Here is a 25,133-nt window from a genome sequence, read left to right as displayed (position 1 = left end):
ATCAGCTTGAATCAAAAGCCAGGAAACATATGCGAACCCTGCAAAACGATCGACTCAAGACAAAGAAGTTTTTCAAACATCCATGCATTACCTATGCAGCTTGATTCAGCTGTTTAATTGCCGGAGTAATAGCAAGCTGATTTTTATGATCAACTGATAATAGACATTGAACTGACGGTCTATGCTCTGGGTTCAACGACTCAATGAACTGCGTTTACCAGTATTACCTTGGGCTTACTTCTACAAATGCCAAACTGCATACTGAGGTGGCCGAGGTTAGACCTCAAGGGAAGTTACCGACTATTACCCAAATGCATTCCTTGGTAGTTATACCTAGCATAATAATAGTGAGGAAATCAAAGTGAACATAAATACAAAAAAATATTGGGATAATCGCTTTAGTTCCGGTGATTGGGAAAATAAAGGAGGGCCAACCCAAACAACAGACTTTGCCAGATGTCAGGTCTTAAGATTTAAAATCATGGGTGATTTTAATGGGACTATAATCGACTACGGTTGTGGTCTCGGTGATGCAATGCCTATATACAATACCTTTTTTCCAACAGCCAAATTAATTGGAGTAGACATCTCTTCAAAGGCGATTAATTTATGTAGGAGGAAATATGGAGAAATAGCTGATTTTATTCAGGGCGATTATGAATCATGTCCCCATGCGGATGTAATTGTAGCATCAAATGTTTTTGAGCATCTTACTAATGATTTGTATATTGCCGCACAATTATTGGGAAAATGCAATGACTTGTATGTTACTGTCCCATATAAAGAGTATATTTTGCCTGGTACAGAACATATTAATTCATATGATGAAAATTACTTTAACAAATTAGTTGAGTTAGGTAAATATGAATGGTCTGTTTTTCCATCTAGATCTTATTCTCAATATGGATTTAACTTGTATTATAATGTTTATTTTAAAAATATTATGAGACTAATTTTGGGGAAACGTCTACTAAGACGTAATATGCAAATCATGTTTCATTTTAAAAGCCCAATCGTGGCACAACATTAAAATGCAATTATCGCTTAGGAAATCTCGTTTGATTCCGATTTTATGGTTTATATATTAATTATTTAATGTTACTTGCTTCTTGGGATGGGGGGCTACATACCTTTTGGTAGATCCGGCATAGGTAAAAGTGTGTAGTAAATTCAGTTTTAGCAGACTATATTCTCATTTACTTGAAACGCGAAGATAAAATAATTAGAGGTTGTATGAAGCGAGTTTTATACATTATGCATGTTAACTGGTTGTGGATAAAGCAACGTCCACACTTTTTAGCAGAATTTTTAACTAATGAGTATGAAGTAACTGTTTGCTATTGTAAAACATACAAGTCACAACAATTAGTTCCTTCTGTATTAAAAAATACAGTAAAAATAAAAGAGCTATTTGTTTTACCGTTCTCTCGTTATAAAATAATAAAGGCTATAAACATATGTATTGTTAATAAACAGCTGTCTAGTAATTTAACTAATTACGATATCTTATGGATTACAAATCCTTATATGTATGAAGTAATAAAGAATGACATACCTGCTGTAACTAATGTCGTTTATGACTGTATGGACGATGTGCTTGAATTTCCATTAACTGCATCATCTCCCACACTCAGACAGAAAACTGCAATTAGTGAGAATAGACTTTTAGAGCGAAGTAATTTGATATTAACGTCGTCACAATTTCTAAAGAACAGGCTGTTACAGCGTTATGATATCAAAAAAGATATTCATGTTATCAATAATGCAATTAATATTCATAGTGATGATAATGAATATGAGTTACCGGATAAACTTATAAGAGTATTATCATCTATAGATACAAAAATAATTGTTTATATAGGTACAATTTCGACTTGGTTCGACTTTGATTTAATTCAAAAAAGTGTAGAAAAGTTTTCTGGCGTAACATATGTTATTATCGGTCCAACTGAAATAGCGATCCCGAATCATGAACAAATAATTCATATTCCTCCAGTTGAGCACAGAATAGCTCACAAGCTAATGTCATATGCTGATGCTCTGGTCATGCCATTCATAATCAATGATTTAGTATTATCTGTAAATCCCGTAAAAGTATATGAGTATATATACTCTGCGAAACCAGCAATTATAACTAAATATCAAGAGACTGAAAAGTTTTCTGACTTTGTACATCTGTATAAATCAGAAGATGAATATTTTAATTTAATTGAGCAGTTAATTTCTGGAAAATTATTTATTAAGCAGAATAGAGAAAATTATTTATCATATGCGCATCAAAATACTTGGTATGCAAGAGGTTATGAAATAAGTAAGTTACTATTGAAACTAACTAACTGTTAGTTGGTAAGACCTTCTAAAGTGATGAGAATTTATTCAAGGACTTTATTGTATATTTTGTTATTTAAATATCAGCAAAATCAACCAAAAACCGTCAGTTCGGTCACAGTTTAAGTAAAAATTGACATGCGTTCAGTATCTTTACTAGCTATAATTCAGTTCCGACAAACCTGTTTCTCTTGCTGCAGTTTTCATCACTTCAGGCAACGGAAGCGTAGATAATCTCAAATTGCAGAAATTAAATTACTTGAAGTGTGTGCATAAATTAGACTAGGTAAATTTATATGTTGAGTTTGTTTTAAATATGTCAATGAATTCAATAAGATATCTCACTCCAACTCGGGGTTTAATAGTCGCGTGGATTATAATAATTGCGCAGAATTATTTATCTGCTGAATTGTTATTACCTTTGATAGCTATGCTTGGTTTTTTTATTTTTACGATCTCTGCTGGAAAAATTCATCCTGATTATCTTAAGACTACTTGGTCGCTAATAGGAGTATTGTCATTGGGTTTATTCGGAGTAATCGGTCACGAATATCGTGACGTCTTTCGTGATATTGCTTATGCGCTTACGCCAATTTCTTTGATATATATTGGGTTTTGGATGGCAGATATCGGTGAAAAGTGGCAAAAAATTCTTAAATTATTTATATCTTTTGGCATATTGTTTGCTGCTATTCATTTGTTTGAAAATATTCAAATTGAACAGTTTATTGATATAGCCGAACGAAATGCCGATGCAAAATCGAGGGGGATCGGAGATTTATCAGCTTTGGCCCTCGCGTTTTATTTGTTCCACAAACGTTTGAAAGCATTTAATATATTTCCTAGAATTATTCCACACTTTATCGCTTTGCCTGTATTGATGGCATCCTTTTATTTTTCAAATTCACGTTCCGAACTTATGATTTTGATTATGCTAACATTAGCGTTGTTGATGTTATTTATAAAAATGAATTTTAGGATTATATTAATTGTATTTATGCTATCAGTAGCTTTCTATGTATTCTTGATATCAACACCAATGAATGATGGTGGAACTTTCCGTAGCAAATTAGCGAGGAGTTTTACAGAGGTAAAAATAAATGATTATAAAGATATGCAAGATATTAGTAATAATTGGAGAGGTTACGAGGCAAATAGGGCAGTCGAAACGTACTTAACTGGGAATTCGCTTCAGTTGATGATTGGACAGGGTTTTGGGTCTCTGGTAGATTTGGGTTTGGTCATGACATTAGGTCAGTCTGATTTTCGGTTCATTCCAATTTTACATAATGGCTATACATATATCCTTATAAAAACAGGTGCTTTAGGTTTGACATGCTATGTATTATTTTATTTAAGTTTAATAAAATTTAGTGTTATTTATTCAAAATCACTTAACGTAGAACAAATATTTTTATCTAAATTGTTATTGGGGTGTGTTTTAGGTTTAGTTATAGCCATGTTTGTGATCGGTGGGATGGCAGAAATGCATAATTCAGAATTTGTACTACTTATTGGTTACTTGATCCGACGAATATGGCTATTCCAGTTAGAAAGCCACTATCTCGTTCCAGAGATAACGCGTTTATGAGTATTTGTATTGCGTCAGAGGTTATACTTTCTATTCTGATTGTTAACTATAATGGGAAAAAATTTTTGCGTTCGTGCTTGGATTCAATTAGTGCTTATGTCAATTTACACCACGAAATAATTGTTTTAGATAATTCATCATTTGATGGAAGTGTGGATTACCTTAAACAAAATTATCCAGCTGTAAAAGTTATTGTAAGTCCAAAAAATCTAGGTTTCACAGGTGGGAATAACCTCGCAGCAAAAGAAGCAAGAGGTCAATATTTACTTTTACTGAACAATGACACTATCATTTGTTCTGCAATAGATTCTTTAATTGATCTGATGGCATCTCGTCCAGATATCGGGGTTTTGGGTTGCCGTCTTGTTTACGGTGATGGGCGACAACAGGAGTCGGTGGGATCTATGCCCAATATCCTCAGTTTAGTATTTTCTTGGACACCATTCATACAATTTTTCTCTCGTACTAACAAATTCAGGCGTACATTTCGTGGTGATTCTGAACTCTATAGAAATTCGTTTTGTGAAGTTGATTGGGTTACTGGTGCTTTTTTATTAACACGTGCAGACTTATGGAGCCAACTTAACGGGCTTGATGAGAAATATTTTATGTATATGGAGGATGTTGATTATTGTAGACGCGTTTGTGAAGTTGGTTGTAGAGTCGTATATAGTTCAAATTGTAAAGTTATTCATTTTGAAGGTTCTGGACGATCTTGGATCGGTGAACAAGCTGTATTGGATTCGACTAACTCTTATTTGGTTTACATAAAAAAATATCAAGGCTGGTTTGCAGTACTCGTTTTGCGAACGCTGCTTTCACAAGTGTTTATCGCTCGAAGTTTCGCACATTTTTTATCAGCTGTATTTAGCATTGATTTGAATGGGTATGATAAAGCCAACGCATTTAGGCGAGCAGCAATGAGATTGCTGAAATCAAAGAGTCATTGTTGATATTAGTCTGTATATATGCAAACGACAGCTACTCAGAAATCGCTCCACAGGTTAACCGGTTCGTAGACACCACAGCTGATCTTATGAGTGATCAGCATACCGTGTACCCGAAGACGCTGACGATTGTGCTAGCCATGCGTCAGTTAACCATGGAACCAAGGACTTTGTGAACGGCGATGTCCACAACAACACGGCGTAGTCATTCAACGCCATACTCGAACGGGCAAAATGGGGAGTATTTCACTCCCTAAGCAAACAACACCTTCAGCGATACGTCAGCGAGGTTGTCTTTCGCTGGAATCACCGTGAACCGGCAAATAAAATATTAAAAAACGGCATCAAAAAGATCAGTTACAAGGCAAAGCCGATACTTGAGCAACTTCGATCTCTACTCAGGTATGCGGTCGGAACTCAACTCAGAAGATCCTTTGTAGGCGGGATCTTCATACCAAGACCTGCTTTTCGGTTATAGGTTCGTTAATTTATAAAATATTTAAAATAATGGGATAATAAATCATGACAGCTATAAGTTGTAAGACGGATATTAACTTATGTAATAATCAAAAAATAATATATGTTCATTTTTTTAATAGTTTTAGTGGAAGCCCAAAAGTATTAAAAAGCGTTATCGAATGTATTCCCAATCAGAAAAATATCTTAATTACAAACGACACCGATGGTTTTTTGTCGTCACTAAAAATATCTAAAATAATTTTTAAATTTAATCTCTCTGATTCAAATTTAATAACTTTATTTAATTATATGATTGCTCAGATTTCGTTGTTTTTTTATGTACTAAAAGTTTGTAATAAAAAAGATCTTTTGTACATAAATACAACTATCCCTATGTTTGCAAGCTTTGCAGGAAGAATTAAAGGTGCAAAAATACTCTTTCACCTCCATGAAGACAGGTCGAGTTTAAACATTGTGCATCGTTCATTATCAAAATTCCGTAAGTATTTCTGTGACGTTGAAATTTTTGTTTCTAATTACTTACTCGATAGGGAGCATATAGATGGCATAAGGAGTTTTATATTGCCAAATGTGGTTCCACTGGCTTTTTTTGAAGAAGGCATGAAATTCGAAGCAAAACATAAAATTGATTCAAACTTTAATATACTTATGATTTGTTCTTTGAAAAAATATAAGGGAGTGTTTGAACTTTTAAAAATAGCCGAACAAATGAAACATTATAATGATATTAAATTTACTTTACTTGTGAGTGAGAAGAAAAGTGAAATAGATAGATTTTTTCAAGGAGTTTCACTGCCAGGAAATATTATAATACATGCAAAAACTATTGATACGGTAAAGATGTACAAAAACGCATCTCTTCTTTTAAATTTATCGAGACCAGATGAATGGATTGAAACCTTTGGGCTTACAATTCTTGAAGGGATGACATTTGGTCTGCCGTGTATTGTTCCACCTGTTGGTGGGCCTGTGGAATTGGTTGAGGAAGGTATAAATGGCTATAAAGTTTCTTCATACGAAATAGATGAGTTAATGGGAAAAATATTAAACATTTATAAAGATGGCAAATTATTTAAATATATGTCAAAAAATAGCAAACTAATGGCTAGAAAATATAATTTTATTTTATTCAAAGACAAATTACATCAGATTATTTCTGAAACGATGTGACAAGGAGAATATCATGCAATTAAAATACTTTCTTATGGAAAAGGCTTCCAAAGTAATACAGAAAATTCGTTATACAAAACTAAAGATAATTGGTTACAAAAATATTAGTAGTACTGCGATAATAGAGAGTAACCTTAATCTAGACAGGGTATACCCATTAGGTATTCATATAGGCGACAATACATTGATTGCGAGTCGCTCAACAATACTGTGCCATGAACATGTGAAACGTGATGAAAAAGACCCAGGTAATCCTTGGGTGACTGATACATATATCGGTAAAAACTGCTTTATTGGCATTGGCGCTATGATTTTGCCAGGGGTGACAATTGGAGATGAAGTCATTATTGGTGCAAATTCTGTGGTTACAAAAGACATACCCTCAAATTGCGTCGCAGTTGGTAATCCTGCGAAGGTCATAAAGACAGGGATTAAAATGAATGAAAAAGCAATACTCGTATAATCGGATGAAAAAAGTTGCAATAATTGGAACTAATGGGATCCCATCAAAATACGGAGGATTTGAAACTCTTGTAGAATATCTGGTGGAACACCTTTCCCTTAAACATGAAATTACTGTTTTTTGTTCTTCTAAATCAAATCTCAACAAGATACCAGAATACAGAGGATGTAAATTAAAATACATTCCTTTAAAGGCAAACGGTTGGCAGAGTATTCCATATGATATTTTATCAATATTTCAGTCGTATCGTGATTTTGATAAAATTATAGTCTTGGGCGCGTCAGGCGGCATTATAATGCCCTTAATGATGAAATATCGATCCAAGTTTATTCTTAATTTTGGAGGCTTGGATTGGGAACGATCAAAATGGAGTTTCTTTACGCGTAAATTTTTGAAATTATCTGAATCAATGGCTATCAGGTTTTCAGAACATTTGATATCAGACAACCTTGGGATTCAAGAGTACATCCAGCGAGTATATAAAAGAAATAGCACGTTAATCACTTATGGTGGTGATCAAGCTACTAAAGTTGTTCCGAACCACTCTGATATTGAAAAATATCCATTTCTTGATTTGCGTTATGCATTCTCAGTAGCACGGATTCAGTCAGATAATAACATTGACATGCTATTAGATTCGTTTACTGATAACCTATCTTTACTTTTTGTTCTGGTAGGGAACTGGAATAACAGTTCGTATGGTATAAATACAAAAGCAAAATATAAAAGCTGCCCTAATATTATTCTTTTGGACGCAATTTATGATAAACGAGAGCTCAACCTATTACGTTCAAACTGTAAGGTCTATTTGCATGGACACTCTGCTGGGGGAACTAATCCTGCTTTAGTTGAGGCAATGAACTTAGCCTTACCAATCTTTGCTTATGATTGTATATACAATAAATATACTACAGGGTTTAAAGCAGGTTATTTTTCTAATTCTGCTGCATTATCCAGAATGCTGAAAACAGCAACCGACATTGATCTTTTAAATAACGGAGAATCTATGAAGAAAATTGCAATAGAATTATACCAATGGGAAACAATTGCTAGTAAATATTCAGAAGTTATCGATGGATAGACATATGAAAAATATTAATATAGGCATTATTGGTTTTGGTCGTATGGGTATTACTCATTACTCTATAATTAATAGCCATCCTAACGTAGTTATAAAGGCCATTGCTGATACTTCATCTCTGATACTGGCATTGATGAAGAAATATATTGATGGTCTCCAAACATACACTGATTATAATGAGCTATTTGAAAAAGAAAAATTGGATGCAGTAATTATTTGCACTCCGCCGAACCTCCACTATCCAGTTGCAATGAAGGCCGCTGAAAAAGGAATTCATGTATTCTCAGAGAAGCCTTTTACGACTATGAGGGCACATGCTGACGAACTTGCAACTATCTTTGACCAAAAGCAACTCGTAAATCAGGTAGGATACGTAAACCGTGTCAATGACATTTTTCAGGCAGTCAGGGATTACATTCAAGCTGGAGTAATTGGTGATGTAATCAGATTTAAATCTGAGATGTATAGCCGAACAATTACTAAGTCTGATAAAGGAAAAACTTGGAGAGACTCGCGCGAAAATGGGGGTGGGGCCGTTTTTGAGGTTGCATCTCATGCCATAGACTTAGTGAACTTTATTGTCGGAAAACCTGATAAGATAACCGGTTCGAGTTTGACTCAGATATATTCTAGTAATGTCGAAGATGCGGTTAATGCAACGTTCTTATACAAGAATGGCATATCGGGAACACTCAATGTAAACTGGAGTGATGAGAGTTGCAGAAAGCCAACAAATAAAATAGAGTTTTTTGGTTCAAAAGGGAAAATAGTGGCTGATCAACACAGCTTTAAAATATACTTAAAGACAGAACTGCCTGACTATAATCTCTATGAAGGATGGAATACACGTTATATTACAGATGTTTTTAAACCGGTTCCGTTTTATGTGAGGGGAAACGAATTTACCTCCCAACTATACAAATTTATTGATTGTATAAATAATAGAGAAATTAAACCCCTATGTTCATTTAGGGATGCAACGAACACACTCGAGGTAATTGAAGCTATTTTCAAAGATTATGAACTTAACGGGAAATTATAAGCTATGCAACCAATTGATAAAATAGTTTTTGGCGATAATCAGTTTTTTGGAATCAATCATATGTCCCAGGAGAAGGCGCAGCAGCTGGCGGAGAAGTTTTTCGATATTGACAACATTTATCGTGTTTATCAGATGGCCTTCGATGCCGGTATCCGTGCTGTGATGTTGAACAGCAACGATCGCGCAAAAGAAATCTGCGAGCACTTTAGAACGAACAGTTCAAAATATCCCGATATCAGCTGGTATCCTTCAGTTCCCTATCCGCATAAATATGCGAATCTAGTAAGTGAAAAAGGAATATTTCCCGCAATAAACGAAGTCCTGTTAAAAGACAATTCGACCTTAGGGGTTCTCGGAATTATTGCCAAAGGTGGGGCCGCCGTATTCGGGAAAGATGCTGTAAAAATAATGCAGATGCTGGTAGACGTTGAAATGAAAATGTTCAAAGGCCTTAATGTAAAGGTCATTTTTCTTCAAAATATAATTACAGACCTGTTTTTAGGCTATGAAATGAAGGAGATATTCCAGGAGTACTGTATTTATATTAGAAAAAAATACCATGTGTTGCCAGGCCTTATTACCCAAAATATGCCAAGATTAAAAGAAAAACTTGCGTTATGGGGGATTGATGAAGTGGTGATTTGTACTTCTTATAATAAAATTGGCTATCTTATGTCACCAAGTGTTGACGCATACCTTGAAGCTTCGGAAAATAATGACCCTTCGAAGTATCAATTGATGGTGATGTCAACTCTGGCCTCTGGTGCTATACCTTCAAAAGAGGCTTATGAATTTATCAACCGGCAGAATATTCAATCAGTTGTATTCGGTGCTTCATCCAAAGGGCATATTCAGGATACTGTCGATCTAATACAAATATGAAAAGCATATTATGAATAACAGATCATTTATAACAATGCTGCATATATCAGGTCTTTGAAAAACTCACCGATTCAAGTGATATATCCTGAACTTGAGTTTTCTCGGAGAGAATCAGCTTCATTTTTTCATTTATTCAACTATGTTATTGCTCTTTGAAGCCATTTTGGCCACTTAATCGGCCCGGATTTCGCCTTTTGGGCGGTTTCCTCCCGCTTTATGTGGCACAGATCCCCAAGTTTCGCATTCGGACCAGGTTGTAAGCCGTTACTGCCAGGGTAAAGTGCCAATCGATCTTCTTGATACCTCGATAGCGAGTCTTGCGGAACAGGCCAACAGTCTTCAGCCAGCCGAAGACCTCCTCAATGCGTTTGCGAAACTTCTGGCTCGCTGCATAGCTGATGTGGCGGGTGGTGCGGCCATCAATTGATGAACGACGTCCCTTCTTAGTGGTGTTTTGCGTAACATGAGGCGTTACGTTCAACTCTCGCATGGCTGCGACGAATCCACGAGTGTCGTAGTTCCTGTCGGCCGCTATGCTGATTCGTCGCTTTCGTGGAGCTACCTTGGCAACCATGGCCTTGGCGGTTTCACGCTCGGCAAAGCCATCAGCGATGGTAACAGCACTCGTCATGACCAGCCCATTCTGGTTCTCAGTCAAAAGATGGGCGGCAAACGACAACCTGGGTTCATGGTTGACACCTTTGCGGTAGAGCCTTGCTTCCGGGTCTGTGCTGGATGCGTGAGTATCGTTGGTCAGTTTCTCACCCTGGTAATCACGAGTCGGGTTCTTGCCGCTTGGGGGCTCATGCTCGTCGTTCTTTGGCTTGAAACTTTTGAGAGAAGCCCATGACTGGATCAGGGTGCCATCAACACTGAAATGATCCTTGGATAGCAGCTTGCCGCGCCTGGCCTGCTCAAGCACTTCCGCAAGGAACTTGGCGGCAATATCGGTCTGAATAAGACGATCCTGGTTCGTAGTGAAGCTGGAATTATCCCAGACCGGCTCATCGAGCCCCATCCCGAGGAACCAGCGGAACAGAAGACTGAAGTGGATCTGCTCAACAAGTTTGACGTTGCTGGGAATTGAGTACAAAACCTGAAGCAGCATGGCTTTAAGCAACCGCTCCGGCGGAATCGAAGGCCGACCGGTATGGGAATACATCTGGCAGAACACCGGTGAAAGATTCTCAAGTGCAGCATCTACCATCTGTCGGATAGGACGAAGTGGATGATCCTTGGGGACAAAGGACTCCGGTGAGAGATAAACGAACAATGCATCAGATGGTAGATCGAAACCGCGCATACTTATTCTCCTGAAATATCAGCAAGATATGCGCGAAATCTTAGCATAAATTGGTGCCAAAATCACCGTAAATACAACGAGTTTTTCAAAGACCTGATATAGATGAAGAATATTAGTCTAGATATGGATAGCAAAGGGATAATGCATGACCCAAATTCTCGTAACCGGAGCAACTGGTTTTGTAGGTCACTTTCTTTGCAATCGATTACTGACAGATGGTTTCAGTGTACGTGGGACCTTGCTGGCAACTGACGATCCTTCATTTCTGCTCGATGGAGTTGAACCGATTACCGTGGAACCGCTGAGCGCAGACACATCCTGGGATCACGCCTTGTCAGGTGTGGATACAATAATACACTTGGCAGCTCGCGTTCATATTATGGACGATCCCTCTGCTGACCCTTTGACTGCGTTTCGCAGCGTGAACGTCGAAGGAACAGTCCGATTGGCATGTGAAGCTTCAAAGGCCGGTGTAAAACGGTTAGTCTACATCAGTTCGATTAAAGTAAATGGTGAAGAATCAGACTCACCCTATACATCGGTTTCTCCTCCAAATCCGTCTGACCCTTATGGCATCAGCAAATGGGAAGCTGAACAGGCTCTTCGTATCATTATGTCAGAATCCGGGCTGGAAGTTGTGATTGTCAGGCCAACTCTCGTTTATGGACCTGGCGTTAAAGCCAATTTTCTGAACATGATGAAAGTGATTCAACGTGGCATCCCCCTCCCGCTGGCCTCCATAACCAACAAACGCAGCATGATCTATGTCGGTAATCTGGTTGATGCCCTGACAGCCTGTGCCATACACTCGGCCGCTGCCGGTCAGACCTATCTTGTCAGTGATGGTGAGGATGTATCAACACCTGAACTAATCCAGCGCACGGCGGCGGCATTAGGTGCACCTGCACGGCTTTTCCCTGTCCCTACTTCGCTTATGAAACTTGCCGGAATGTTGACAGGCAAGAGCGGAGCGGTGAACCGTCTGACCGGTTCGCTGGCTGTAGATAGCTCGAAGATCAGAAGAGAGTTGGGGTGGTTGCCGCCTTTTACAATGGATGAAGGGTTGGCGAAAACGGCGAGTTGGTTTCGAAAACAATGTTGAATTTTAGTTATGAATTTTGGATTTTGAATTATAAAAGAAAATCTGATTCGAGAAAAAAGCTATGCATTAGCACTTCAGATAATAAACTCTCTATCGGAAACTCTGTAAAGCCAACGAATTTATCTTGTCGAAACAGTTGCTTCGGTCTGGCACGAGTATTGGGGCGAATGTTGAGGAAGCCCAGGCTGGGCAGAGTAAAGCTGATTTCATTTCAAAAATGTCAATAGCATCAAAAGAGGCGAGGGAAACAAATTATTGGCTCAGATTGCTGCGAGATAGCGGATTGATTAGTGCACTAGAAGCCGAAGCACTCTTGGTTGAGTCAGAATCGATCATTAATATTCTTACGTCAATTGTCAAAACTACGAGTTTAAATGTAGTTAATTCAAAATCAAAAAATCAAAATTCAAAATCAACACGTTTACCATGATGCTGAAAAAAGCGTTTGACATAACTTGCTCAATAACTGCCCTGCTGGTGCTCGCCCTTCCCATGTTTATTGTCGCCGTCCTTGTGAAACTGACCTCCCCGGGTCCGATCCTGTACTGGTCCGACCGGGTAGGGCGCAACAACCTCCTTTTCAAGATGCCCAAGTTCCGTACCATGCGGACCGACACCCCGGCCGTTGCCACCCATCTCTTGGGCGATCCCGACCGCTGGCTGACACCGATCGGCAAATTCCTCCGCAAATCCAGCATCGACGAACTCCCCCAACTGTTCAGTATCATGAAAGGTGACATGAGCATTGTCGGCCCTCGTCCGGCGCTGTTCAATCAGGATGACCTGATTGAACAGCGTACTAAAAAAGGCGTGCATGCATTAACCCCCGGTCTGACAGGTTGGGCCCAAATCAATGGTCGTGACGAGTTGCCGATTCCGGTCAAGGTTGCGTTTGACGAGTTCTATCTGAAGAACCGCTCGTTTATCCTGGATTTACGCATTATATTTCATACGGTTGTCAAAGTAGTAAAAAGTGAAGGCGTTACGCACTGATTCTCAGCTCATCAATCTATTCCTGATAAAAAATATTAACATTTGATTTAGTGCGGTGCGGCATTAACATCAAACATCAAACGAGATGTTGGTGTTTCAGGACTGTATTTAAACTTGACTTTGTTACAGTAAATCAGCTATTTTTATTCGCTTATTGAAGTTGCTATTTTGCCAGTCTCTCTTTGACCGGAATCTCATGACCTTCCCCTCACGACGCTACTTTGTATTTCTTCTTGACCTGTTCCTCATTGCCGGTTCGTATATTCTGGCCTATCTCTTCGATACGGATTTCCAGCTTTTTAAAAGACCTGAATTGCTGACTCACATCCTGCCGATTGTGATTGTCAGCAAGGGTGCCGTGTTCCTGTTTTCACGTCTGTACCGCAGCATGTGGAAATACGCCTCGCTGCCGGATATGCTGGAGATAATCAAAACTGTATCCCTGTCCTCCGTATTTTCCCTGTTTTCTATCCTGGTGCTGCGTGAATACCAGTATTTTTCACGGGTCATCTTCATTCTGGACTGGGGTATCCTGCTGTTCCTGATGGTTGCCAGTCGTTTGCTGTGGCGGGTGTATCGGGAGATGTACGTTCTGCCCCGGATGAAGAGCGGACCCAAGGCCCTGATCGTCGGAGCGGGCGAGGCCGGCTACCAGCTGCTGCAGGAAATCCGCAAGAGCCCCCGGGCCAACTACAACGTGGTCGGTTTTGTGGATGACGATCCGAAGAAGGTCGGCATGAACCTGGGGGGGGTCAAGGTCCTGGGCGATACCCGCCAGCTGTCAAAACTGGCTGATGATCTCGGGATTGTAAAGGTGATCATTGCCATACCGTCGGCGCGGGGCAAGGATATACGGACCATCATCCGGCGCTGCAAGATTGCCAATATACAGTTCAAGATTCTGCCCGGACTGTCGGATCTGATCACCGGAAAGGTTGAGGTCTCCCATATCAAGGATGTGGAAATCGACGACCTGCTGGGACGTGATCCGGTACAGCTTGATGACAAGGCCATCAGCGGTTATCTGGCCGGAAAACGGGTGCTGGTGACCGGCGCCGGCGGAAGTATCGGTAGTGAAATCTGCCGTCAGGTGGCTCGCTATTCACCCCGCAAGATTGTCCTGCTGGATTCTGCAGAAACCCCCCTGTTTCATATCGAACGCGAGTTGTCCGCCAGCTGCCCGGAATTGATGCTGGTACCGGTGATGGCTGATGTGCGTGACCGGGATCGTCTGGAGTGCCTGTTCGAAGAGTTCATGCCGGAGGTGGTGTTCCATGCCGCGGCCTACAAGCATGTGCCGATGATGGAATACAACCCGATTGAGGCGGTTACCAACAATATCGGCGGCAGCAAGAACCTGGCTGACATGGCCAGCCTTTTCAATGTCCGTAATTTCGTGATGATTTCCACCGACAAGGCTGTTAACCCGACCAATGTCATGGGGGCCAGCAAGAGGTCTGCCGAATGCTACATCCAGTCGATTGCGCGGCATAGTTCCACGAAGTTTACGACGGTCAGGTTCGGAAATGTGCTGGGAAGTAACGGCAGTGTGATTCCGATGTTCAAGGAACAGATCAAGAATGGTGGACCTGTTACGGTGACCGCTCCGGAGGTGGTCCGTTATTTCATGACCATTCCGGAGGCCAGTCAGCTGGTGCTGCAGGCGGGCTGTCTGGGGCAGGGGGGGGATATCTTCCTGCTGGATATGGGTGAACCGCTGCCGATCCTGGAACTGGCCGAGGAGTTGATCCGTCTTTCCGGACTTGAGCCATACGAAGATATTGACATCACCTTTACCGGTCTTCGCCCGGGTGAGAAGATGTACGAGGAACTGCTGATTGTGGGAGAGAATGTGTTGGCGACCTCCCACGAGAAGATCAAGGTGCTGGCTGCTGTGAGCCTGGATTCAGACTTCTGCGAAACCGGGATAGAGACCCTGCTGTCTGCCGCCCGCAAAAATGATATTGTCGGCATTATCGAGGGGCTGCGCCGAATGGTTCCCGAGTATACCCCCGCCTACCACTTTGATGGCGAGGCGCCTGTCAGTTTCCGTCGCATGCGGCCGGATGTTCAGGATTCATAGCAGAAGCTTTTCAGTGCCCCCATAATTACCGCAGGCTGCACCGGTTTTTCAAAATAGTGTGAGACCCCCAGGGCGCGGGCTGCTTTTTCTATTTCCATGCTGCCAAAGCCCGTTGCCAGAATCATCTTTGTTGAGGGACTTTCTAGCCGCAGAATCCTCAGGAATTCCAGACCGTCTTCATTGGCCGAGCCGGCCAGGCGCACGTCAGCGACTACTGCCAGGTAATGACATCTGGCAATGAGTCTGATGGCCCCGTCAAGACAGGTCGTGATATCGACATGCATCCCCTCCTTTTCAATCAACCTTTGGTAGGCAAAAAGAATCGCCGGTTCGTCATCGAGGATCAGAATCCGATGCCTGTCGGCTGATATGCCCGGTTCCGCCTGGGGCTTTGATGTGTGAGGGGCAGATTTCATAACCAATGAAAGGATCAAGAATCGTGCCGGTTATTCATTGCCTGATTGATGATGTGTATCAGATAGATAGGAAGTGCGGCGGGCGTGTTCTCATCTCATTGTGAGACAAATGGACCATTGTGAGACACGGGCAGCGTCCCGGGACATGCATCAGCTGTTTGTGTCCTTGATCTGTTTGAGCCTGCGATAGACCGTGGCCCGTGACAGATTGAGACTTTTGGCGGCTTTATCAATATCGCCGCCCACCTGGTCCAGTACGGACAGGATATGAGCCTTTTCCATGTCCTGAACGGTGCGCGGGGCAGGGGCGGCGAGCGGTGTGGACCCGGAGACGCGGTTGTTTTCCAGGATGGAAAAGTGCGCCATGCGCAGGGTTGCCCCTCGTGGAGTGAGCAACAGTGCCCGTTCAAGGATGTTTTTTAATTCGCGGATATTTCCGGGCCAACTGTAGGCCTTCAAAAGCTGCATGACTTCATCCGTTACGACTGATTCCGGGGCCCCCATCTCATGGAGCAGATACCCGACAAGTGCGGGCAGGTCTTCTATCCGCTCCCGCAGAGGCGGGATACGCACCGTCAGCAGGTTGATGCGGTACAACAGGTCCTGACGGAACAGCCCTTCATGCACCAGCGTTTCAATCTCGCGATTCGTGGCGCACATCAGACGGAAATCGCTCCTCAACAGTTTGACATCACCCAGCCGCCGGTAGCTTTTGTCTTCCAGCACCTTGAGAAACTGGGCCTGCACTTCCATTCCCATATCACCGATTTCGTCAAGCAGCAGTGTGCCCCGGTCGGCAATGTCAAGCAGCCCTTTGCGATCCTGGTCGGCCGAGGTGAATGCCCCCCGTACGTTGCCAAAGATTTCGCGGGACAGCATTTCTCCCCGCAGGCTGGAGCAGTTTACCTCTACAAATTCGCCCTTAGCCCTGCTGCTTTGTCGATGAATCCATTTTGACAGCATGCCTTTGCCTGTTCCGGTTTCTCCGGTAATCAGAATCGAGCTGTTGCTGGTCGCTGCGATCCGCAGCATTTCGAGCAGCTCCTGCATTGCAGGTACGTTGCCGAAAAAGATGTCCTCGGTTTTTTCGAGCCGCTGCCGGGCAGATGCCTTACGCTTGAGGTCTCCGATTTCCAGCAGTTTATGCAGATATTCAGTCAGGGCGGCATTGTCGACCGGCTTGGTGAGGAAGTTGTCGGCACCCTTCTGCATGGCCTTGACTGCAAGCTGGATGTCACCCGCCCCGGTAATGACGATGATGGGTATGCTGGGGTCAAGCGTGCGGATCGTATCGATGAAATCGATGCCGTTTCCATCCGGAAGGTTGATATCCAGTATTATGGCGTCAAAGTTCTGCTTCTCCAGGGCCTCACCGGCTGCAGTCAGGCAATCAGCCTCGCAGACGCTATAGCCCGACTTTGTGAAGTAGCGTACAAAGCCGAAGCGGCTGCCTTCGTTATCTTCGATCAACAGTAATTTCGGCTTCACGTTTGATTCTCCGCTGCACGGGGGATATGCACCTCGGCCGAGCATCCGGGGGGAGGGTCATTGTTGAAAAGTACCACGCTACCACCCATATCCTCAACAAAATGTTTGACCAGTGCCAGCCCCAGTCCGGTACCTCCCCTTCTGCCGGTATAAAACGGATCGAAAACCTGGTCCAGGCTTTCATTCGGGATCCCGCTGCCGGCATCGCTGATGCGGATAACAGCCATGGGGGTGAGCGGGGCGTACGTATCGGTAGCGCTTACGTGCAGGGTGATATCTGCATCGCCGGGGCTGTGCTGGGCGGCATTTTCCAGAAGGTTGAATATGATCTGCACCAGCCGGCCTCTATCCACCATAACGTTGCTCTGCAGAGGATCAGAATCTGCTGTCAGTATCACCGGAATCTTTTGAGCCGAACCGGATAGATTCCAGAGATCGATCGCTTCCTGGCAGACCTCAAACAAGGGTACCGAGAGAATGTTGGACGTGGGAATTGTGTTGCCCAGATCCAGGAGTTCGTTCATCAGGTGTGCCAGGCGATTGACCTGCGTCCGGATGTGCTGGATAAAAGGTTCAAATTCCGGGTTGTCCGCAATCTCCTTCTCCTTGAACAGGGCCTCGGTGATCGAAAGAATCGCGTTGAGCGGATTTCGGACTTCATGGGCGACACCGCCGGCGATCTGGCCGATGGTCTCCAGTTTCCTGGAACGGAGCGACTTCTCTTCCAGTAATTTGCGCGTGGTGATATCTTCCTTGAAGGCCATGAAGTTTGTAATGAGACCGTCTTGGCTTTTGAGAGGCAGGATTTTTGCAAATTCCCAGTACAACTCTCCGTTCTTTTTCTTATTGCAAAGTTCCCCTTTCCAAACCTTGCCGGCGGTAATCGTTGCCCAGAGTTCCTTGTGGGTTTCTGGCGGCGTTTTCTCCGATTTTAACATGCGCGGGTTTTGGCCGATCGCTTCTTCATAGCTATAGCCGCTATACTCGCTGAATTTAGGGTTGACGAACTCGATAGTGCCGTCAAGTTCAGTTATGATAATGGCAATCGGGGATTGCAGAATTGATTGAAAGTACTTGCGGAGCAGTTCCTCCACATTCTTCCTTTCGGCGATTTCCTGTTTCAGTTTGGTGTTTGAGTTGGACAACTCTTCAGTTCGCGCTGCAACACGTTCTTCAAGGCGATTATTGGCCTCCAGCAGATGCTGCTCCGCCAGTTTCAGCTCCTGGTTGAACTGCAATTCGGTTTGATACTGTTTAAAGACATAGGCTTCCCGTTTCCTGCGCCACCACAGGGAAACGGCCAGGCTGATTGCGATCAGGATAATGGTGCAGGTTGCCACCACATACCATACACGCTTGATAACCGGTTCAAGTATTTCCTGCGTATCAATTTTGGTGATGATTGACCAGGGGGAATCCGGAATGCTGCGTAGTGCGGCAATGACAGGAACGCCCCGGTAGTCCGTTCCGTGAAAGACCCCTTCCTGCCCCAGTACGGCACGTACGGCCGGCATCTCCGAGCGGGAGAGCGGTACCCGGTGCTTGAGTGCCGAGTCGGTTTTGAAGCGCAGGGTATTCAGGAAGAGGGCATCGTTACCGTCACGCCTGACCAGCAGGGTCTCACCTGAATAACTCGGAAATGTCCAGGTGCGGATAAGAGGGTACAGATATTTGTAGGGATCGATGTCGATCAGCAGGACGGCAATGCAGGTGTTATGTCCGTTTTCCCGGGATATGACCGGAATTACCAGGTCGATGTCGATACTGTCGCTGGCACTGTCATAGTGCAGGTCGGTAAAGATTATTTCCTGTGTCCGGGCAGCTGCTCTGACATGGCTTGCGTAATGAGGTTTCGTTTGACTGTCGTCAAACGAGACGGAAGTGATCAGTTCTGCATCCGGCCTGAAAAGCATGACCTTGTTGTAGCCGCTGGCAGTCCGCAGCTGCTCCATCCAGGCCTGAAACTCTTTGCGGACTGCTTTCTCTTCAGTGTCTTTGAGATGTTCCCTGATCCGGTGGGCCACCATGGTATTGAAATACAGTGACGTTGCTTCAGTCAGACGTTCCCTGCGCCATGCCACAATCTGAGAGGCCTTGAGATCCGCAATGGTTGCAAGGTCAAGGCGGGCCTCTTCAATAACAATCTGCTTCTGCTGCTGCACAAACGCATAGCCGGCGGCGGCAATAAGAGCTATTACCGTCAGTACGATGATGAGGTAACCGTATTTTACCAACCTGGTTCGTATGCTAGTCACAAGTAATGTCCAGATGTACTTTTGGATAGAGTTGCGTGGATGTCTTCCTTAAAATAGTTCAGTTGGCTGCTTATTGTCTATATAATATCAGTGTGGATAAGCAATACTATTGGACTATGAGCCGTTCATGCTGACACTCATTTGCATTTATAGTGGTACTATGCTAGTACGTTATGTTGACTTTTGCGTTGATGGGAAAAAATGATGGCAACACGTCACAAACACAAAATAATGTCGCCATTTCAGGTGAAATCTGTTGGTAAAAGGTGGTCAGTTTAGTAATGAGTTGCAACTCTGATGTAGTAAGTAAAAAAACTGCTGATCAACCGCTTATTACCGTGATTACGGCTGTGAAAAATATGGCGGACACCGTTGAACGGACAATTCAGAGTGTTATCGCTCAAAGTTACGGCCGCATCGAATATATTATCATCGATGGCGCTTCCACGGATGGAACCGTTGATGTCGTGCAGAAATACTGCAACAACATACGTCATTATGTGAGTGAGCCGGATACAGGGGTGTATGCTGCCTGGAACAAGGGGCTGGAATTGGCAACCGGGGAGTGGGTCTGCTTTCTGGGTGCTGATGATTACTTCTCCGATACCACCAGCCTTGAAAAGTTTGTTGCTGCAATGGCTGTTTCGTTGACGACTAATATCGCAATAGTTTATGGAGAGTTGAACTATGTTGATTTATCGGGATCAATAGTTAGAGTCTCCCGGATGCCTTGGGACGTAGCGCTGCAAGGTGTTTTTACATTTATGACGGTTCCGCATGTTGCGACTTTACATAAACGGACTCTGTTTGATGAGTTCGGCTCTTATGATAAGAGTTTCAAAATTTCAGGAGACTACGAATTTTTTCTTCGGGTTTTTGAGCAGTACGATGCTCTTTTCGTTCCCGGAGTGACTCAGGCGTCAATGACACTTGGTGGCATGTCGCATAAATCTGAAAATATGAGATGCACTTGGACGGAGAGTCAAAAGGCAAAAAAAATGCATCCGCACAACCGATTCAAATTTGGAAAAGGGTATGTAATAGCATTGATTAAACTAATCAATTTCCGGCTGTTTCTTTTTTTATACGAGAATTTCCCTGTATCAATTTATAAATTTTTTCGAATAGTTAAACGAAAATTATTCAAACCCGTTCACGCAAACTCTACCGATGGGTACTAAACAGCGCCTTGACAGACTGATGGTCGAGCGTGGTCTGACTCTCACCTGCGAGAGGGCCCGGGCACTGATCATGGCCGGTCAGGTGGTGGTGGGCGACCACACGGTCGATAAGTCCGGCCAGCAGGTGGCGGTTGACGCGCAGGTTCGTATCAAGGGCGGTGTCCTGCTGTATGTGAGCCGGGGCGGACTGAAGCTGCGCAAGGCCCTGGACGAGTTCGCCGTCGATGTGACCGGACTGGTGGCCATCGATGTGGGCGCCTCTACCGGCGGCTTCAGTGACTGCCTCCTGCAGGCCGGGGCGCAGAAGGTTTTCGCGGTGGATGTGGGTTATGGCCAGCTGGCCTGGAAGCTGCAGCAGGAGCCGCGTATCGTCAGCATGGAGAGGACCAATATCCGCCATCTTCTGCCCGGGCAGCTCGATGCAGTACCCGACCTGGCGGTGATCGATGCATCCTTTATCCCGCTGGCCAAGGTGTTGCCGGCCACGGTCAAGCTTGTCAAACCGGGTGGTCGCATCATTGCACTGATCAAGCCGCAGTTCGAAGTTGGCAAGGCCGAGGTCGGCAAGGGTGGGATTGTGCGCGATCCTGCTGCCCATGAACGGGTTGTCGAGGCTGTCAGGCAGACTTCGCTGGAGTTGGGACTGACAGTCGGCGGGGTATGCGAATCACCCATCACCGGGGCCGATGGCAACCGCGAGTTTCTGATCCTGCTGAATATTCCAGACCATGGTCTGAAGGAGGAGTGATGGAAAACTGCATTTTCTGCAAGATTATCCGTGGGGAGATCCCGTCGAAAAAGGTGTTTGAAGACGAGCGGATCCTGGTGATTGAGGACCTTGCACCCCAGGCGCCGCTGCACCTGCTGTTTCTATCGAAAAAACATATCGTCAACAGTCTCGACCTGTCACCCCAGGATGATGACCTGATCGGTTACATCTTCCGGAAAGCGGGTGGGATCGCTATCCAGAAGGGATATGCCGAATCTGGTTTCCGGGTGGTGCAGAATAATGGTGCCGGTGCCGGCCAATCGGTGTTCCACATCCATTTTCACCTGCTGGCAGGCCGGGAATTCGCCTGGCCGCCGGGTTAGATTCTACACAAGGAGGAACTATGATGAAACTGATATGCGTGATTGCGGGCGTGCTGCTCTGGACGGCTCCGTTGATGGCAGAGACCTATTCCTGGATCGATGACAGCGGTACGTATAATTTTACGGAGGATTACTCAAGCGTACCTCCCAAATACCGCAGCAAGTTGGATAGGCGGGGTGATATGGGGGCGGTCCCTCTGCCGAAGGAGTCTGTTCCATCGCCAGGCCGATCCGGAGTGGCGCCAACGACGGCTTCGAAAGAACCGGTTACCGGAACATCGCAATCACCGTATGGGTCCTTCGGCGGTAAAAGTTACGATCAATGGAAGCAGGAGTTCGGCGAGCGTGAAGCTGCGATGGGTGCGCTAAAAAGGCGGATTGATGAGGCTGATACCCTTTTGAAAAAAAGTACGTCTGATAAGGAACAAACTCAGTCGCTTTTTTCTGAACGGAACAGATTAGCCGAGCAGTTCAATGAAATGCGCAAGCAGTACGATCAGTTTGCGGAGCAGGCCAGGAAAGCGGGGATCAAGGTTACTATCACACAGTAAGCGGCAATTAATACAGGTTCATGGGCCCGTCGGCAGAGATGCAGGCGGGCCTGTTTTTATCAGAACGCCAGCAGACGTTTGATGATCCCGGGAAACACGATGTCAACGGTCATGACAACTGTAAGGGCAATCATGGTTACCACGGTTATCCAGGCGATGATGTTGAAGGTGGGCTTGTTGGTGTAGCTGCCCATCAGGTTCTTGTCATTGATCAGCTTGATCATGAAGATCAGCACAAAGGGGAGCACGGCACCGTTGACGACCTGCGATATGAACATGATCGCCATCAGCGGGGCGTTCGGAATCAGGATCAGTCCGGCGCTGATGACGATAATGATCGTGAACAGCCAGAAAAATTGCGGTGCCTGCTCGAAGTCTTTATTGACACCCGATTCCCAGCCCATCCCTTCGCAGATGTAATAGGCCGTAGACAGCGGCAGGATACAGGCGCCGAAGAGTGAGGCATTGAACAGGCCGAAGGCGAACAGTGTCGAGGCGTACTGGCCGACCAGGGGCTTCAGTGCCAGGGCCGCATCGGCAGCGGTTTCGATCTTCAATCCATGCAGGTGGATGGTGGAGGCGCAGGCTACCATCATGAAGAACGCCACCACAATGGCCATGATACAGCCGAAGACCACGTCGATCCGTGAAAAATTATACTGGTCGGCGGTGATGCCCTTTTCAACGACTGCCGCCTGCTGATAAAACTGCATCCAGGGGGCGATGGTCGTGCCGACGATGCCGATCAGGGTCATCAGGTAGGCGCTGTCGGTTTTGAAGGTGGGGGTGACGGTCGCTTTCATGACGACGTTCCAGTCAGGCCCGGCCATGAAGGCGGCGATCGGGTAGGCGATGTAGACCAGGCAGGCCACCAGGAACACCTTTTCCACGACCTTGTATGAGCCCTTGACGATCAGCAGCCAGACCAGGATCGCGCAGACCGGCACGGAGATATACTTGCTGATGCCGAAGATCTCCAAGCTGGCGGCGATACCGGCGAACTCGGAGATGGAGTTGCCCATATTGGTCAGCAGCAGGGCGATCATGACGTAAAAGGTGACTTTGACGCCGAAGGATTCGCGGATCAGGTCCGACAGGCCTTTGCCGGTGACCGCCCCCATGCGGGCGCACATCTCCTGGACCACGACCAGGGCTATCGTGGTCGGTATCATCATCCAGAGGATGGAGTAGCCGTAGTTTGCCGCGGCCAGCGAATAGGTCGTGATGCCGCCGGCGTCGTTGTCCACATTGGCCGTGATGATGCCCGGACCGAGGATGGCCAGGAAGATCATGACATTGCGGGGGCTGAAGCTCTTGAGCGGCTTCAGGAACCTGAATTGTGAAATATAGTTGAACATAGGTCCCGGTTTCTAGCGACGCTTGATTTTTACGATCTGTGGCAGGTAATGCGCCAGCACATCGTCAACGGTGACGATGCCGGCCATTTTTTCTTCTGAGTCAAGGACCGGGATGGCAATCAGGTCATACTTGGCCAGCGTTTCCAGCATGTCCTCCGGCTCGGCATCGATCGGCACGGATTTGATGTTCTCCTCCATAATATCGGTGATCAGGGTTTCCGGCGGATTCATGATCAGGCCCTTGAGGGAGACGACCCCTTCCAGGCGGTCGTCGGCAGTTACCACGTAGCCGTAGAAGATGGTTTCGATGTCATCGGCGCAGCCCTTGAGGATCTCCATGGCCCGGCCGACGGTGATATCGGAGGTGAGCCGCAGGTAGTCCGGGTTCATCAGGCCGCCGGCCGAATCCTCATCATGCTCCAGCAGTTCCTGGATGTCTTCGGCGTCCTCCTGGTCCATCATGTCCAGCAGTTCCTGGGCCTTCTGCTCCGGCAGGTCGCTGAGTACATCGGCGGCCTCGTCCGGCTCCATCTCCTCGAGGATGTCGGACATCTGCTCATTGTCCAGCTGGCTGATAACCAGGTTTCGCATGTCAGATTCGAGTTCGTAGAGGGTTTCCCCGGTGGTCTCGGCATCGATGGAATCAAGCACCGTGCGGATACTCTGGATCGGGATGTTCTCGATGATATCGGCCAGGTCGGCCGGATGCATCTCGTTCATCTGGTCGCGGGCGATGTTCAGCGCCAGTTTCGAGGAGTTGGCCTCCAACGGCTGCACGTATTCCCAGCTGATTTCGGTATTGGGGATTTCCTTGCCCAGGGTCTTGGCAATTGATTCTCCTAGACGCTCGTAGCCCAGCCGCCGCAGCAGCCCCCGGAAACCGATATCCACGGAGAAGATGCACAGTTTGTGATTGAGATTGCCGAGCTTGATATCATTGACCCTGACGACCTTGGCGCCGTCGACATCAACAATCTGTTTGTCCAGCAGGTCTCGCTTGACGAGGATCTCGCCTTCACGGGAAGCGAAGGGGGCGAGTCCGGGCGGCTTGACGCCGGCGACGGAGATAACGACATGGGTGAACAGGGCGACCTCATGCCAGGGCAGGGTTTTGAGCCCCTTGCGTGCCTTGATGACGATGTGGGACACCTCGGGAAATACGTCGCCGGGAATCATGACCAGATCGCGCAGGGTACCGAGTTCATCCCCCTTGCTGTTGATCACGGAGCGCCCGATAACGGCGCTCAGATAGATTTCGTTGATTTCATTGGTCATGGCGTTTTCCCGGTGTGGAAACAAAAAAAGGGACTTCGGAGGAAGACCCTTG

Annotated in this window: 23 protein-coding genes and 1 pseudogene; 18 read left to right on the top strand and 6 right to left on the bottom strand. The window is 45.2% G+C overall.

Annotated elements, in window-relative coordinates; translation table 11 throughout:
* The first annotated feature begins 361 nt into the window (after positions 1 to 361).
* The 10 genes and pseudogenes from ACOCF6_RS03750 to ACOCF6_RS03705 all read left to right on the top strand — a co-directional run bounded on the left by ACOCF6_RS03750 (position 362) and on the right by ACOCF6_RS03705 (position 9,984).
* Entirely contained in the window at positions 362 to 1,030 is a 669-nt protein-coding gene (locus ACOCF6_RS03750; RefSeq protein WP_482459049.1) for a class I SAM-dependent methyltransferase, read from the top strand.
* A gap of 203 nt (positions 1,031 to 1,233) precedes the next feature.
* Positions 1,234 to 2,343: a glycosyltransferase family protein gene (locus tag ACOCF6_RS03745; protein ID WP_482459048.1), complete on the top strand. Its 1,110-nt coding sequence runs from the start codon at positions 1,234 to 1,236 to the stop codon at positions 2,341 to 2,343.
* Positions 2,344 to 2,644: 301 nt separating this feature from the next.
* A complete protein-coding gene (locus tag ACOCF6_RS03740) occupies positions 2,645 to 3,919 on the top strand; it encodes an O-antigen ligase family protein (RefSeq protein WP_482459047.1) in 1,275 nt (424 codons plus the stop codon).
* A complete protein-coding gene (locus tag ACOCF6_RS03735; protein ID WP_482459046.1) occupies positions 3,916 to 4,872 on the top strand; it encodes a glycosyltransferase family 2 protein in 957 nt (318 codons plus the stop codon). The genes ACOCF6_RS03740 and ACOCF6_RS03735 overlap by 4 nt, the downstream gene beginning before the upstream one ends.
* 11 nt (positions 4,873 to 4,883) lie before the next feature.
* Positions 4,884 to 5,344, top strand: a pseudogene (locus ACOCF6_RS03730) (transposase); the annotation flags it as partial.
* 44 nt (positions 5,345 to 5,388) lie between these two features.
* Complete coding sequence (locus ACOCF6_RS03725; RefSeq protein ID WP_482459045.1) at positions 5,389 to 6,516, top strand: glycosyltransferase family 4 protein; 1,128 nt, start codon at positions 5,389 to 5,391, stop codon at positions 6,514 to 6,516.
* Between the two features lie 13 nt (positions 6,517 to 6,529).
* Positions 6,530 to 6,979 carry an acyltransferase gene (locus ACOCF6_RS03720; RefSeq protein ID WP_482459044.1) on the top strand — a complete coding sequence of 150 codons (450 nt, stop codon included), beginning with the start codon at positions 6,530 to 6,532 and terminating at the stop codon, positions 6,977 to 6,979.
* Positions 6,957 to 8,060: a DUF1972 domain-containing protein gene (locus ACOCF6_RS03715; RefSeq protein ID WP_482459043.1), complete on the top strand. Its 1,104-nt coding sequence runs from the start codon at positions 6,957 to 6,959 to the stop codon at positions 8,058 to 8,060. Before ACOCF6_RS03720 ends, ACOCF6_RS03715 begins: the two co-directional genes overlap by 23 nt.
* A 4-nt stretch (positions 8,061 to 8,064) precedes the next feature.
* Complete coding sequence (locus ACOCF6_RS03710; protein ID WP_482459042.1) at positions 8,065 to 9,102, top strand: Gfo/Idh/MocA family protein; 1,038 nt, start codon at positions 8,065 to 8,067, stop codon at positions 9,100 to 9,102.
* A 3-nt stretch (positions 9,103 to 9,105) separates the two neighbouring features.
* Positions 9,106 to 9,984, top strand: coding sequence for a hypothetical protein (locus ACOCF6_RS03705; RefSeq protein WP_482459041.1), 879 nt, complete (start codon positions 9,106 to 9,108; stop codon positions 9,982 to 9,984).
* A gap of 214 nt (positions 9,985 to 10,198) precedes the next feature.
* On the opposite strand, the gene ACOCF6_RS03700 is transcribed toward ACOCF6_RS03705, so the two are convergent.
* Entirely contained in the window at positions 10,199 to 11,287 is a 1,089-nt protein-coding gene (locus ACOCF6_RS03700; RefSeq protein ID WP_482459040.1) for an IS5 family transposase, read from the bottom strand.
* A gap of 145 nt (positions 11,288 to 11,432) precedes the next feature.
* Between ACOCF6_RS03700 and ACOCF6_RS03695 the strand changes: the two genes are divergently transcribed.
* The 4 genes from ACOCF6_RS03695 to ACOCF6_RS03680 all read left to right on the top strand — a co-directional run bounded on the left by ACOCF6_RS03695 (position 11,433) and on the right by ACOCF6_RS03680 (position 15,465).
* A complete protein-coding gene (locus ACOCF6_RS03695) occupies positions 11,433 to 12,389 on the top strand; it encodes a UDP-glucose 4-epimerase family protein (RefSeq protein ID WP_482459039.1) in 957 nt (318 codons plus the stop codon).
* A 124-nt stretch (positions 12,390 to 12,513) separates the two neighbouring features.
* Positions 12,514 to 12,819, top strand: coding sequence for a four helix bundle protein (locus tag ACOCF6_RS03690; RefSeq protein ID WP_482459038.1), 306 nt, complete (start codon positions 12,514 to 12,516; stop codon positions 12,817 to 12,819).
* Positions 12,816 to 13,382 (top strand): sugar transferase, encoded by a 567-nt coding sequence (locus ACOCF6_RS03685; protein ID WP_482459037.1) that lies wholly within the window; start codon positions 12,816 to 12,818, stop codon positions 13,380 to 13,382. Before ACOCF6_RS03690 ends, ACOCF6_RS03685 begins: the two co-directional genes overlap by 4 nt.
* 196 nt (positions 13,383 to 13,578) lie before the next feature.
* Positions 13,579 to 15,465: a polysaccharide biosynthesis protein gene (locus ACOCF6_RS03680; RefSeq protein WP_482459036.1), complete on the top strand. Its 1,887-nt coding sequence runs from the start codon at positions 13,579 to 13,581 to the stop codon at positions 15,463 to 15,465.
* Here ACOCF6_RS03680 and ACOCF6_RS03675 read toward each other — a convergent pair.
* From ACOCF6_RS03675 to ACOCF6_RS03665, 3 genes are all read right to left on the bottom strand, one after another.
* Positions 15,453 to 15,881 carry a response regulator gene (locus tag ACOCF6_RS03675; protein ID WP_482459035.1) on the bottom strand — a complete coding sequence of 143 codons (429 nt, stop codon included), beginning with the start codon at positions 15,879 to 15,881 and terminating at the stop codon, positions 15,453 to 15,455. The two genes, ACOCF6_RS03680 and ACOCF6_RS03675, sit on opposite strands and share 13 nt — an antisense overlap.
* Positions 15,882 to 16,031: 150 nt before the next feature.
* Complete coding sequence (locus ACOCF6_RS03670) at positions 16,032 to 17,369, bottom strand: sigma-54-dependent transcriptional regulator (RefSeq protein ID WP_482459034.1); 1,338 nt, start codon at positions 17,367 to 17,369, stop codon at positions 16,032 to 16,034.
* On the bottom strand, positions 17,366 to 19,624 hold the full coding sequence (locus ACOCF6_RS03665) for a sensor histidine kinase (RefSeq protein ID WP_482459033.1): 2,259 nt from the start codon (positions 19,622 to 19,624) through the stop codon (positions 17,366 to 17,368). The genes ACOCF6_RS03670 and ACOCF6_RS03665 overlap by 4 nt, the downstream gene beginning before the upstream one ends.
* A gap of 281 nt (positions 19,625 to 19,905) precedes the next feature.
* Between ACOCF6_RS03665 and ACOCF6_RS03660 the strand changes: the two genes are divergently transcribed.
* Genes ACOCF6_RS03660 through ACOCF6_RS03645 form a run of 4 tightly spaced genes read left to right on the top strand, consistent with a single transcriptional unit; the run spans position 19,906 to position 22,448 of the window.
* A complete protein-coding gene (locus ACOCF6_RS03660) occupies positions 19,906 to 20,805 on the top strand; it encodes a glycosyltransferase family 2 protein (protein ID WP_482459032.1) in 900 nt (299 codons plus the stop codon).
* Positions 20,795 to 21,553 carry a TlyA family RNA methyltransferase gene (locus ACOCF6_RS03655; protein WP_482459031.1) on the top strand — a complete coding sequence of 253 codons (759 nt, stop codon included), beginning with the start codon at positions 20,795 to 20,797 and terminating at the stop codon, positions 21,551 to 21,553. The genes ACOCF6_RS03660 and ACOCF6_RS03655 overlap by 11 nt, the downstream gene beginning before the upstream one ends.
* The gene (locus ACOCF6_RS03650; RefSeq protein WP_482459030.1) at positions 21,553 to 21,897 is read left to right on the top strand and encodes a histidine triad nucleotide-binding protein; all 345 of its coding nucleotides are present in this window, start codon (positions 21,553 to 21,555) and stop codon (positions 21,895 to 21,897) included. Before ACOCF6_RS03655 ends, ACOCF6_RS03650 begins: the two co-directional genes overlap by 1 nt.
* 20 nt (positions 21,898 to 21,917) lie before the next feature.
* Positions 21,918 to 22,448: a hypothetical protein gene (locus ACOCF6_RS03645; protein ID WP_482459029.1), complete on the top strand. Its 531-nt coding sequence runs from the start codon at positions 21,918 to 21,920 to the stop codon at positions 22,446 to 22,448.
* Positions 22,449 to 22,507: 59 nt separating this feature from the next.
* Here ACOCF6_RS03645 and ACOCF6_RS03640 read toward each other — a convergent pair whose 3' ends face one another.
* Positions 22,508 to 23,806 carry an Nramp family divalent metal transporter gene (locus tag ACOCF6_RS03640; protein WP_482459028.1) on the bottom strand — a complete coding sequence of 433 codons (1,299 nt, stop codon included), beginning with the start codon at positions 23,804 to 23,806 and terminating at the stop codon, positions 22,508 to 22,510.
* A gap of 12 nt (positions 23,807 to 23,818) precedes the next feature.
* Complete coding sequence (locus tag ACOCF6_RS03635) at positions 23,819 to 25,081, bottom strand: magnesium transporter (RefSeq protein WP_482459027.1); 1,263 nt, start codon at positions 25,079 to 25,081, stop codon at positions 23,819 to 23,821.
* Between the last annotated feature and the right edge of the window lie 52 nt (positions 25,082 to 25,133).

The organism is Geobacter psychrophilus, assembly GCF_056821595.1.
The sequence above is the reverse complement of the archived record's forward strand: the minus strand, read 5'-3'. Positions and strand labels throughout refer to the sequence as shown.